This is a genomic window from Limnohabitans sp. TS-CS-82 (assembly GCF_002943475.1).
The window spans coordinates 45154-57212 of the sequence record NZ_PTQX01000012.1 but is presented as its reverse complement, the minus strand read 5'-3'; the positions used below and the strand labels follow the sequence as shown (position 1 = coordinate 57212).

General features: G+C 52.4%; 14 protein-coding genes and 1 tRNA gene. 1 reads left to right on the top strand and 14 read right to left on the bottom strand.

The annotated features are described in order from the left end of the window. Positions 1-3: 3 nt before the first annotated feature. The 5 genes from C5F52_RS20660 to C5F52_RS20640 all read right to left on the bottom strand — a co-directional run bounded on the left by C5F52_RS20660 (position 4) and on the right by C5F52_RS20640 (position 4617). The gene (locus tag C5F52_RS20660; protein WP_104800249.1) at positions 4-912 is read right to left on the bottom strand and encodes a tetratricopeptide repeat protein; all 909 of its coding nucleotides are present in this window, start codon (positions 910-912) and stop codon (positions 4-6) included. 268 nt (positions 913-1180) lie between these two features. Further along, positions 1181-2143, bottom strand: a complete 963-nt coding sequence (locus C5F52_RS20655) for a tripartite tricarboxylate transporter substrate binding protein (protein ID WP_104800248.1) — start codon at positions 2141-2143, stop codon at positions 1181-1183. 42 nt (positions 2144-2185) lie between these two features. Then, entirely contained in the window at positions 2186-2848 is a 663-nt protein-coding gene (locus C5F52_RS20650; protein WP_104800247.1) for an RraA family protein, read from the bottom strand. Positions 2849-2863: 15 nt separating this feature from the next. Beyond that, positions 2864-3841, bottom strand: a complete 978-nt coding sequence (locus tag C5F52_RS20645; protein ID WP_104800246.1) for a tripartite tricarboxylate transporter substrate binding protein — start codon at positions 3839-3841, stop codon at positions 2864-2866. 20 nt (positions 3842-3861) lie between these two features. Beyond that, positions 3862-4617, bottom strand: a complete 756-nt coding sequence (locus tag C5F52_RS20640) for an RraA family protein (protein ID WP_369953607.1) — start codon at positions 4615-4617, stop codon at positions 3862-3864. A gap of 31 nt (positions 4618-4648) precedes the next feature. Between C5F52_RS20640 and C5F52_RS20635 the strand changes: the two genes are divergently transcribed. Beyond that, positions 4649-5587 carry a LysR family transcriptional regulator gene (locus C5F52_RS20635; protein WP_104800244.1) on the top strand — a complete coding sequence of 313 codons (939 nt, stop codon included), beginning with the start codon at positions 4649-4651 and terminating at the stop codon, positions 5585-5587. Between the two features lie 261 nt (positions 5588-5848). Here C5F52_RS20635 and C5F52_RS20630 read toward each other — a convergent pair. The 9 genes from C5F52_RS20630 to iscR all read right to left on the bottom strand — a co-directional run bounded on the left by C5F52_RS20630 (position 5849) and on the right by iscR (position 11987). Then, positions 5849-5923 (bottom strand) — tRNA-Val (locus C5F52_RS20630). 36 nt (positions 5924-5959) lie between these two features. Further along, entirely contained in the window at positions 5960-6673 is a 714-nt protein-coding gene (gene dnaQ / locus C5F52_RS20625) for a DNA polymerase III subunit epsilon (RefSeq protein ID WP_104800243.1), read from the bottom strand. A 2-nt stretch (positions 6674-6675) separates the two neighbouring features. Further along, on the bottom strand, positions 6676-7014 hold the full coding sequence (gene fdx, locus C5F52_RS20620) for an ISC system 2Fe-2S type ferredoxin (protein ID WP_104800242.1): 339 nt from the start codon (positions 7012-7014) through the stop codon (positions 6676-6678). Further along, a complete protein-coding gene (gene hscA, locus C5F52_RS20615) occupies positions 7015-8871 on the bottom strand; it encodes a Fe-S protein assembly chaperone HscA (RefSeq protein WP_104800241.1) in 1857 nt (618 codons plus the stop codon). Between the two features lie 18 nt (positions 8872-8889). Further along, positions 8890-9438: a Fe-S protein assembly co-chaperone HscB gene (hscB, locus tag C5F52_RS20610; protein ID WP_236657946.1), complete on the bottom strand. Its 549-nt coding sequence runs from the start codon at positions 9436-9438 to the stop codon at positions 8890-8892. Between the two features lie 28 nt (positions 9439-9466). Next, positions 9467-9790 (bottom strand): iron-sulfur cluster assembly protein IscA, encoded by a 324-nt coding sequence (gene iscA, locus C5F52_RS20605; protein WP_104800240.1) that lies wholly within the window; start codon positions 9788-9790, stop codon positions 9467-9469. Between the two features lie 15 nt (positions 9791-9805). Next, positions 9806-10195, bottom strand: coding sequence for a Fe-S cluster assembly scaffold IscU (iscU, locus tag C5F52_RS20600; RefSeq protein ID WP_104800239.1), 390 nt, complete (start codon positions 10193-10195; stop codon positions 9806-9808). A gap of 15 nt (positions 10196-10210) precedes the next feature. Continuing rightward, the gene (locus tag C5F52_RS20595) at positions 10211-11431 is read right to left on the bottom strand and encodes an IscS subfamily cysteine desulfurase (RefSeq protein WP_104800238.1); all 1221 of its coding nucleotides are present in this window, start codon (positions 11429-11431) and stop codon (positions 10211-10213) included. A 16-nt stretch (positions 11432-11447) separates the two neighbouring features. Beyond that, positions 11448-11987 carry a Fe-S cluster assembly transcriptional regulator IscR gene (gene iscR, locus C5F52_RS20590; protein WP_104800237.1) on the bottom strand — a complete coding sequence of 180 codons (540 nt, stop codon included), beginning with the start codon at positions 11985-11987 and terminating at the stop codon, positions 11448-11450. Positions 11988-12059: the final 72 nt, after the last annotated feature.

The window sequence follows — 12059 nt, the reverse complement described above, 5'->3', positions numbered from 1 at the left end:
CGTTTACCAGCTGTCGTCGCTGCCACCGCCTGAGTCGGCGCTGTCCCAATCACTGCCAGAGCCTGCATCGAAGGCGCCCAAGTCGGGCTGAGCTGGCGTGTCAAACGGCACATAGCCACCGTTGCCCGCACTTGTTGATGCACCAGCGGATGCAGCTGGTGCAGCATGATGGTCGCCCTCTAAGGCTTTTGACAAAGCGTAACCAGCCGCCACACCCGCCAAGCCACCGACCACAGCACCTGTCATGGTGGAGCCGCCGCTGTTGGGTTGTGCGTAGCCCTGAGGGCCATAGCCAGCAGGTGCGGCATTGGGCGTGAATTGCGCACCGAAACCACGCGGTGCAGGAGGTGTCCCCATAGGCGTTGCACCTTGTGCATAGGCGGTTGGGTTGACGTTGTTAGCGGCATTGGCCGCCGAGCGACGCAGCCACAGACCCAACACCACCAAACCGGCAATGGCCAGCCAAACGTAGGTCAAGGATGAACTGCTGCCACTCGCGGCAGACTCTGGTGCAACCTTGGCTGCTGCATGCGTACCAGGGGCCACCGAGGGTTCCATCACCACGGAAGACGTGGGCGCCGCAGCCAGGTCGTTCACCTTGGTCAACACCGTGTTGAACTTCTCAGGGCTGGTGGCGAACTTCAAGGACGGGTCAATGTCCTTGGCTTTTTGCAGTTCGGTTTGCGCTTCTTTGTAGCGATGCGCATGGGCCAACACTTGGCCTAATTCGTAATGCGCTTTGGCACTTTGCGGTTTGTCTTGCAACACCTCGCGCAGCATGCTTTCGGCTTGCGTGTACTGGCCGGCGGCCACGGCAGCCTCAATGTCTTTGGGCGTAGGCAACGCCAAGGCGAGTGTGGCGCTGAGCACCAAGACACCGGCCACAACAGATTTCAACAAACGAGACAACATGGGTTTAACACCTTTCCATCCAAACTGAACACTTCAGCGACGCTGCATTGTGCAGCACCGATGTGACGGTTCACATGGCACTTAGATGAGCGCGGCCTACTGAAATACAAGGGGGATAGAAAAGTAAAGCAGAAACGAAAAAGGCTCCTTGCGGAACCTTTGACTTTTGCTTTTGAAGAAGCGATGGGACTGGTAAAAATGGTGGGCGATGCAAGTTTCGAACTTGCGACCCCACAGTGTAAAGACTCTTTACGCTTGTCCTTTTCAGTTACTCCTTAGGAGCACCAGAGTTCTTGACGATAGCTTCGTAACGTTTCAACTCTGAAGTGGTGAATTTTGCAAACTCAGCAGATGTTCCCCCCATCACCTCAGCCCCCATTTCAACCAACCGAATATTAACTTCTTTAGATTTCAAGATTTTGTTGATTTCGGTGTTGAGGCGATTGACAACATCTTCGGGGGCTCCTGCTGGAAGAACCAATCCGTACCATGCAGACGCAACCATCGGGACACCAGCCTCATTGAATGTTGGCACATGAGGCAGCACAGAAAGTCGCTTAGATGAAGCTACAGCGATAGGTCGCAATAAACCACCTTTGATACTTCCCAGTGATCCAGTATCAATCATCATGTCGATGTGACCAGCGACCAAGTCCTGAGCAGCTGGCCCACTCCCCTTGTATGGCACATGACGTATGTCGATGTTGGCCGTTGTTTTAAATTGAGCGCCCGCCAAGTGTTGTGATCCGCCGATCCCAGCGGAACCATAGGTGAAGTTACCGGGTGATTTGGTAGACGCATCAACGATGTCTTTGAGTGAATTCCAAGGTGACTTCGTTGGTACAACCATCACGTTTGGAATAGAACATAGTGAAACCACAGGTGTGAAATCATTCACTGGATCAAAACCAAGTTTTGAGTAGAGATACGGAGCTGCGGCATTTGTCGAGCTGGTCGCAAGCAACACCGTATAGCCATCAGCTTTTTCTTTTACAAACAACTGTGTACCGATAACACCACCAGCACCGGCCTTGTTTTCCACGACCACAGGAACGCCCAGCGCCTGCGACAGGGGCTGAGCGAGCATACGTCCAACTTGATCAGTCGCACCACCTGGGGCCCAAGGAACAATGATTTTGATCGGCTTCTCAGGATAAGCCGCATAACCAAGAATTGAAGTTAAGCAAAGCAAGCTGCCAATTACTGCATTTCTACGACTCAATTTTTTCATGATGTCTCTCTTTATTTTTCGTTGAAGATTCACAAATAGGACTTATGCGCCCTTTTGACGAAGCAGTTCATCAACCCATGCAGGGCTGTATGCGCCAGATTTGATGTCAGCAATCATTTGGTGCTCAACCAAGACCTTGTCTTTTGCAGCTTTGGCCACAACCAGTGCTTGACTTGAAGGTACAGCAACGACTCCGTCGGAGTCCCCCAAAACAATGTCGCCCGGATTTACCAACATGCCACCTACAGTGATCGGTTCATTAATAGAACCCGGCCCATCTTTATAGGGTCCACGCAGATTCACACCTCTCGCCCAACACGGGAATTTGTGCTCCTCAAACGCATCGACATCACGGATTGCGCCATCAATCACAAATGCAACTGCACCATGAACGATTGCAGATGTCATCATGATTTCGCCAACTAGCGCTCGGGACACATCACCCTCCCCGTCAACTACTAGTACATCTCCAGGTTTGAGCATTTCAAGCGCTTTATGAATCAGCAGGTTGTCGCCAGCCCTCACGCGAACTGTGAATGCATTGCCGCAAACTGAGACGCTCGATCGATTAACAGGATGCAAACCTGTTGTTCCAACCAATCGCCCCATCGCATCACCTACAACAGAGGATGGAAGCCCATTTAAGGCTTGAACTCCCTGTGCAAATGCCTCTACTCTGGGGTTGATATGAATTCCATTGGACATAGTCAGACCGATCTATTAATCTACTTTTGCACCAGAGCGCTTAACCAAAGATTCCCAGTAGGGCAATTCTTTTTGAACAAACTGGTTAAATTGCTCAGCTGAGCCAGCAACGTCACTGGAGCCCATCTTGGCCAGACTTGCAGCTACCTCCGGTGACTTCATGACCTTGTTCAATTCTTGATTCAATCTTTGGACCAATGGGGCTGGCGTTTTAGCAGGAGCAAAGATGCCGTACCAGTTTTCAATCACAAAGTTGTTATAGCCAAGTTCTTTCATGGTCGGTACGTTCTCAAGACCTTTGGTGCGCACACTGCCCGTGGTAGCCAATGGGCGAATGCGTCCTGAGTTGAGCTGTGCGGCAATTGCTGTAGTTGTTTCGAATGCCATTTGCACCTGACCCGCAATCACATCAGCCAAAGCCGGCCCTTGCCCTTTGTATGGAATGTGAGTGATATCTAATTGTTTTTCTAATTTCAGCATCTCGCCCATCAAATGCTGAGGGCTACCGCTTCCACCCGATGCGTAGCTGTACTTGCCTGGGTTCTTCTTCACCTCATCCACAAGTTGATTGAGGTTGGTTGCAGGCACGGTGGTATTGACATAAAGCACTAGCGGCACAGAAGCGACTTCAATCACTGGTGTAAGGCCTTTAACGGGATCGGTACGCAACTTGTAGAGATTACGGTTGATCACCACACCGGTGTTGTTACCCAAAAGAAGCGTGCATCCGTCAGGCGGCGCATTCGCTACATATTCAGTACCAATGTTGCTGCTAGCGCCTGCCTTGTTTTCCACGATGACTGTTGTACCAAGCTCTTTTGACAATCCCGGAGCCAGCAATCTCGACAAGATGTCAGTTGTTCCTGCCGGTGGGTAGGGAGAGATGATTTTTACAGTTGGGCAAGGATAGGCGCTCTGCGCCATTGCACCTACTGATGTAATGACACTGGCTATTGCAACCAATGCGAATTTTGTTTTATTGAGGTATTTCATATCTTCTCCTATGTGATGATTTAAGCGGCAAGGGTTGAGGTTTCTGCCCTCTGAAGGGTGTGATATTTAAATTTTTTGCGGGCCTCGTTCAATGGCATTCCAGATAAAGCAGCCTCGAGAATTTGGATTTCAATCTCTCGAGTAGCGAGAGCTTTGGAAAGAACCTCTTTGATCTTCAAAGAAGGCACTACAACCACCCCGTCGGCATCGGCGACGATTAAGTCACCAGGACGAACACGTACATCGCCCAACATGACAGGCTCGTCATATGCCTCGACCTGTACACGGTCTTTGCCAGTTCGCATGAACTTGCCCAATGCATAGAGTGGATAGTTAGCCGAATCAGCTTCGGCTGTATCTCGACATACGCCATTGATGACCGTGCCACCGAGTTTTTTATGGGCAGCTAGTTGACTAAGAATTCCACCCCAAACAGTGCAATCTATGCGTCCGCCGTTGTCGAGCACAACGACAGTACCCGGGTTCAACCTATCAATGAAGTCACCCACTGTCCCTGGCTTAAAGGGATCGATTGCCGCAAATCGAACCGTGAATGCAAAACCAAATATCTTCTGTGCACCTGCAATTGGCTTGATTCCAAGCGCACTTCCCGGAAGACTCAGCGCATCCAATGCATCTGAAACCTCTGCTGTAGATAGTGATTTGGCGCTTTCAAACCAGGCCTGTTCTTGGAACTCACCACTCATACACACCTCTTGAATAAAACTACGTTTAGGAAGAGTCCATATTCTTTGGTAAAGTTGAATTGATTTCAACCATCATATTTTGAACTTATATTCAATTTTTATGAACATAAAGCAATTGCGCTACTTTTGTGAAGTAGTCGATGCGGGCAATGCCAACATTGCAGCAAAAAACCTATTCGTTGCACCCACAGCCATCAGCATGCAAATCAATTTGCTGGAAGATGAGCTCGGAGGGAAACTCTTCGACAGGGCTTCAAGGCCAATGACATTGACCACCTTGGGCGAGTTTTTTTACCCAAAGGCCAAGTTGCTTTTATCTGATGCATCCCAACTGGTCGAAGAAGCGAAAGAGATCGCCACCGGCAACCTTGGTTGGTTGAGCATTGGATTTACAAGATCAACCATCTTTTCTGTATTGCCTGAGGCTGTTCGCCAGATGAAGTCGAAGCACCCTCAAATCAAGATTGAGCTAATTGAAGTTTTGTCCGAACACCAAGTAGAAGCTCTTCGGAAAGGAACTATTCATATCGGTCTATCGCGCGTGATAGGTCCATATCGCAAGGAAGAAGACGCCACGTATACCCCTCTGATAGAGGATGCCATGTACGCGGCTATTTCGATTGATCATCCACTTGCCAAAAATAAATTCATAACAGCAAGTGACTTCGATGACATCCCTTACATCATGTATCCCAAAGATCCCAACAGTAATTTTGGAAAACAGACCTTGAGGATTTTGGAGAACTCCGGAGCTTCTCCAAAAATTGGCTATGAGGCGATTGAAATTCACACAGCCTTAGGACTAGTTGCCGCTGGGCTTGGCATAACAATGGTCGGTGGAACAGTTACAAAGAACAATCGCACAGACATACGTTTTTTACCGATCAAGGACATCTCCACTAAGGCATCCATTTTTACTGTTCAACTTTCGAGTGTCGAAAATTTACTTTCCACAGAGTTTCTCAACATATTGATGACGAACCTAAGCGTCAAAAAAGCACGAACACTAACACCCCAATTGAGGAGTAAACAAGCATAAGAAGTAGTTGAACTGTTAGACCAGTTCGTAGACATCGCATCAAAGAACCTAATCTCCAGTTTGTTTAAAACTTGCTCACGTAGCGTGAGCATATGAAGTTTTGTAACCCAATTCAATCAGTTCTAGCCTGATGAATCAAACAACAGGATGCAACTTTTGACAGGCGAAAAAAATGCTTCCTAGGGAAGCATATGTAGAACTCTTAAAAAGTAAATTCTGAAAACAACCTAAGTGGCTGATAGCTTTCAGATTTGGCAAAAATGGTGGGCGATGCAAGTTTCGAACTTGCGACCCCCACAGTGTGAATGTGGTGCTCTACCCCTGAGCTAATCGCCCATCTTTACCGGTTTTCCATCTCTGGAAAGACAGCAATTATGCCACAGAATTTTCCAGTTTTCGCCAAACTGTATTTCCACCGCTCGATTTATCAAGCTGAGCCAACACATCGGTGTGCTGCGTCATCTCTTGTTCCGTCGCTGCAATCACGGGCAGCTGATAGCTGCTGAGGTCCACACGGTCTGTGGTGCGGGTTTGTTCGTCGTTGCTCTCCACCTCCATGAGCAAAGCGTCTTGGCCGCGCGTCATGTTGATATACACATCGGCCAACAGCTCGGCATCAAGCAAGGCACCGTGCAGGGTTCGGCCTGAGTTGTCGACCTCTAAGCGGTCGCACAAAGAGTCGAGCGAGTTGCGCTTGCCCGGGAACATTTCTTTGGCCATCACCAAGGTGTCGGTGATGCCATCCACAAACGTGGTGAAACGCGGACGGCCTTGCAGCTCTAGCTCTTTGTTCAAAAAGCCCACGTCAAACGGGGCGTTGTGAATGATGACTTCTGCGCCTTCGATGTATTCCAGAAACTGATCGACCACCTCAGCAAACTTGGGCTTGTCTTTCAAAAACTCATTGGTGATGCCGTGAACGCGCAAGGCGTCTTCATGACTGTCACGCTCAGGATTCAAATAGAAATGCAGGTTGTTGCCCGTGAGCTTGCGATGCAGCAGCTCGACGCAACCAATCTCAATGACGCGGTCGCCGTTCTCGGCCGAGAGGCCTGTGGTTTCGGTGTCTAGAAAAATCTGGCGCATGGTCAGTGGTTTTCTTTGGCGTGGTTGATGGTGTACTTTGGAATTTCCACCACCAAGTTTTGCTGGGCCACGATGGCTTGGCAGCTCAAGCGTGAATTGGGCTCCAAGCCCCAAGCACGGTCGAGCAAGTCATCTTCGTTTTCATCGGCCTCATTGAGCGACTTGAAACCTTCGCGCACGATGACGTGACAGGTGGTGCAAGCGCAGCTCATGTCGCAAGCGTGTTCGATGTTGATGTGGTTTTCCAACAGCACTTCGCAGATGGTGCTACCGGCGATGGCTTGCAACTCTGCGCCTTGTGGGCAGAGTTCGGCGTGAGGCAAAATTTTGATGACAGGCATTTAGATGTTCTCGATGTTTTGTCCGGCCAAGGCGTGTTGAATGCCTCGGTTCATGCGTTGTGCTGCGAAAGCTTCTGTACCTTTGGCCAGCGCTTCTGTAATGGCTTCAATGGTGGCTGCATCTTCCAGCTTTTTAGCGTCAAGCGTTGCAGTCATGAGTGTGTCGATACGTGTCCGATCTTCGACAGACAGCAAATCACCATCAGCTTGCAAGGCGCTTTGTGTGGCCAGCCACATGCGGTCGGCATCCACGCGGGCTTCGACCAAAGCACGCGCTTTGATGTCTTGCTCGGCGGTCTTGAAGCTGTCTTGCAGCATGGCGGCAATTTGGTCGTCCGACAAACCATACGAGGGCTTGACGGTGATGTTGGCCGTGACGCCGCTGAGCTGCTCTAACGCGCCCACGCTCACCATGCCATCGGCATCGACCGTGAAGGTCACGCGAATGCGCGCGGCGCCTGCGGCCATGGGGGGAATGCCACGCAACTCAAAGCGGGCCAAGCTGCGGCAATCAGCCACCATGTCACGCTCACCCTGCACCACGTGCAAAGCCAAGGCGGTTTGGCCGTCTTGGTAGGTGGTGAAGTCTTGCGCCATCGCAGTGGGAATGGTTTGGTTGCGCGGCACGATGCGCTCCACCAAACCGCCCATGGTTTCAATACCCAGCGACAAAGGAATCACGTCAAGCAATAGCAACTCACCATCGGGGTTGTTGCCTGCGAGTTGGTTGGCTTGAATAGAGGCACCGAGTGCCACCACTTCGTCAGGGTTGAGGTTGTTCAGGGGTGCGCAGCCCAACAGATCAGCCACGGCTTGCTGCACTTGCGGCATGCGGGTGGAGCCGCCCACCATGACCACGCCTTTGATGTCGTCTTTGCTGAGCTTGGCATCACGCAAGGCTTTGCGCACAGCAGACAAGGTGCGCTGGGTCAACGCGGCCGTGGCGGCTTCAAACTCGGTGCGTGTGACGGTGTGGCGCAATGCGCCGCTCGACAAAGTCACTTCAAACGTAGCGCTATCAACTGCGGACAAAGTTTCTTTACAAGCACGCGCAACTACCAACACGTTCGATTTATCTGCCGGTGTGGCAATGACGCAGCCGGTTTGAGCTTGCACCCAATCGACCAAAGCGCGGTCGTAATCGTCGCCGCCCAAAGCGGAATCGCCACCGGTGGCCAACACTTCAAACACGCCGCGTGTCAAACGCAACACAGAGATATCAAACGTGCCGCCGCCTAGGTCGTACACGGCGTACACGCCTTCGCTGGCTTGGTCTAAACCGTAAGCAATGGCCGCAGCGGTGGGTTCGTTGATGAGGCGCAGCACGTTGATGCCTGCGAGTTGCGCAGCGTCTTTGGTGGCTTGGCGTTGGGCATCGTCAAAGTACGCGGGCACGGTGATGACCGCGCCGTACAAATCGTCGTTGAAGGTATCTTCGGCGCGAAAGCGCAAGGTGGCCAAAATTTCAGCGCTCACCTCAACAGGCGACTTTTCGCCCACACGGGTTTGAATGGCCAACATACCGGGCTTGTCGACAAACACGTAGGGCAACTGATCGCGGTTGGCAATGTCAGCCACGCCACGGCCCATGAAACGCTTGACAGACACCAGCGTGTTTTGTGGGTCTTCGGCTTGCGAAGCCAACGCAGCACGGCCAATTTGGCGGCCATCGTTTTCAAGGTAGCGCACTGCCGACGGCAAGATGACATGACCCTCAGCATCGGGCAAGCACTCGGCAAAACCGTTGCGCATGGAAGCCACGAGCGAGTGGGTGGTGCCTAAGTCAATGCCCACCGCGATGCGTCGCTGGTGTGGGTCTGGGGCTTGGCCAGGTTCGGAAATTTGTAACAACGCCATAGGTGTGTATTGTCGCTTTCAGGAGGCGTCTAGTTGGTCAATTCGGGCTTCGATGTCGTGCAAAAACTTCTCGATGAACATCAGCCCCCTCACCTGCTGCGCGGCAGCGGGCAGGTCGTGTGCGGTGTCGATGAGCTGTGCGCATTGCTGCAAGGCTGTTTTGTGGGCTTGCTGCACTTCGTCAAACAAGGCTTCGAGCGCGGCCACATCGGCGGCATCGTCCATGGCTTCGCGCCATTCCATGTGCTGCATCAAAAATGCAGCGGGCATGGCCGTGTTGTTCTCGGCTTGAATGGGTGCACCGCCCAATTCGCACAAATAGGCGGCGCGGCGCATCGGGTCTTTCAAGCGTTGATACGCCTCGTTGATGCGCACCGACCACTGCATGGCTACACGTTGTGCGGCTGTGCCTTGAGAAGCAAATTTGTCAGGGTGGGCTTCGCGCTGCAAGTCTTTCCAGCGTGCATCAAGCTGGGCGCGGTCTTGTGCAAACTGCACGGGCACGCCGAAGAGTTCAAAGTCGCTGACAGCGAGCTGCGCCGACAACGGCTTGGCCGATTCGTTCACGTCACGCCTCGCTTTGATCTATCGAAATTTAAATACGGAACGATTCGCCGCAACCGCAACGGTCACGTTCGTTCGGGTTCAAAAACTTGAAGCCCTCGTTCAGGCCTTCGCGCACGAAGTCGAGTTGCGTGCCGTCGATGTAGGCCAAGCTCTTGGGGTCGATCAACACCTTCACGCCGTGGTCTTCAAAGATCACGTCTTCTGGTTCTTGGTCATCCACGTATTCGAGCTTGTAAGCCAAACCCGAACAGCCTGTGGTCTTGACACCCAAACGCACGCCCACGCCCTTGCCGCGTTTGGCAAGATAGCGGGTCACGTGTCGTGCCGCGGCTTCAGTCAATGTGATGGCCATGGTGTTCTTCTTGGGTTAGGCAGTAGCGTGTTTCTTTTTGTAATCATCCACAGCCGCCTTGATGGCGTCTTCAGCCAAGATGGAGCAGTGAATTTTCACAGGTGGCAGCGCCAGCTCTTCAGCGATTTCGCTGTTTTTCAAAGCCGCTGCTTCGTCCAAAGTTTTACCCTTGACCCACTCGGTCACGAGTGAAGAAGAAGCGATGGCAGAGCCACAACCGTAGGTTTTGAAACGTGCATCTTCAATCACGCCCGTCACAGGGTTGACCTTGATTTGCAACTTCATCACGTCGCCGCAAGCGGGCGCGCCCACCATGCCAGTGCCCACAGAATCGTCGCCCTTATCAAATGAGCCCACGTTGCGGGGGTTTTCGTAGTGGTCAACCACTTTTTCAGAATAAGCCATGGTGAATCTCCTAAATTAGTGAGCAGCCCATTGGATGGTGCTGATGTCGATGCCTTCTTTGTACATGTCCCACAAGGGGCTCAGTTCACGCAGCTTGGCCACGTTGAGGCGAATGGTTTCAATCGCGTAGTCGATTTCTTCTTCGGTGCTGAAACGACCAATCGTCATGCGCAAGCTGCTGTGTGCCAACTCATCGCTGCGGCCCAAGGCGCGCAACACATAGCTAGGCTCCAAGCTGGCGGATGTACAGGCGGAGCCAGACGACACTGCCAAGCCCTTGATGCCCATGATGAGCGACTCGCCTTCCACGTAGTTGAAACTGATGTTCAAGTTGTGTGGCACACGGTGCTCCATGTTGCCGTTGATGAAGACTTGCTCCATATCTTTGAAGCCATCCAGCAAACGCTTTTGCAAAGCTTTGGCTTTGGCCAAGTCTTTGGCCATGTCTTCTTTGGCAATGCGAAACGCTTCGCCCATACCCACGCACTGGTGGGTTGGCAATGTGCCGCTGCGCATGCCGCGCTCGTGGCCACCGCCGTGCATTTGCGCTTCGAGGCGCACGCGAGGTTTGCGACGCACATACAAAGCGCCAATGCCTTTGGGGCCATAGGTTTTGTGAGAGGCCAAGCTCATCAAGTCGACAGGCAATGTCGCCAAATCGATCTCAACTTTACCGGTGGCTTGTGCAGCATCCACGTGGAAGATGATGCCTTTTTCGCGGCACATCGCGCCAATGCCAGCGATGTCTTGGATCACACCGATTTCGTTGTTCACGAACATCACGCTGATCAAAATGGTGTCAGGGCGAATGGCTGCTTTGAGCGCATCCATGCTGAGCATGCCGTCTTCTTGCACGTCGAGGTAGGTCACTTCAAAGCCTTGACGCTCCAACTCACGCATGGTGTCGAGCACGGCTTTGTGCTCGGTCTTCACGGTGATGAGGTGCTTGCCCTTGGACTTGTAGAAATGTGCTGCGCCTTTGATGGCGAGGTTGTTTGACTCTGTCGCGCCCGAAGTCCACACGATTTCACGTGGATCAGCGCCGATGAGTGAGGCGACATCTTCACGGGCTTTCTCAACGGCGGCTTCTGCTTCCCAGCCCCATGCGTGGCTGCGAGAAGCGGGATTGCCAAAGTGCTCGCGCAACCAAGGAATCATGGCGTCCACAACGCGTGGGTCACACGGGTTGGTCGCGCCGTAGTCGAGGTAAATGGGGAAATGGGGTGTCATGTCCATGATGGGTCCGTAAAAATTAAAGAGGCTTCGCGAAGGCGTTGCCTAAAGCAAACACCGAGTTGGGTGCATTGACGCGAATAGGTTTGACCACAGGCATGGGCTGAATAGCGCGCTTCAACGTGGGCTTGTTTTCAATTTCCACGCCTTTGGCGATTTGTTCGTCCACCAGCTTTTGTAGATTGACCGAGTCTAAAAACTCAACCATGCGTTGGTTGAGCGATGCCCACAGCTCATGCGTCATGCAGCGGCCGGTTTCGCCCAAACAGTTTTCTTTGCCGCCGCAGTGGGTAGCGTCGATGGGCTCGTCCACCGACAAGATAATGTCGGCCACGGTGATGTCGGCAGCCTTGCGCCCCAGCGAATAACCGCCACCTGGGCCACGGGTGGATTCCACCAAGTCGTGGCGGCGCAATTTACCGAACAGCTGCTCGAGGTAAGACAACGAGATTTGTTGGCGCTGGCTGATGGCCGCCAAGGTGACGGGGCCTGTGTTTTGACGCAGGGCCAAATCGATCATGGCAGTGACCGCAAAACGGCCTTTGGTGGTGAGACGCATGGCAAGCTCCTTGATGGTTGGGCTTTGTCGACTAATTAGGTCAAGTATAGCTTAATCCCCACGGATTTGCTC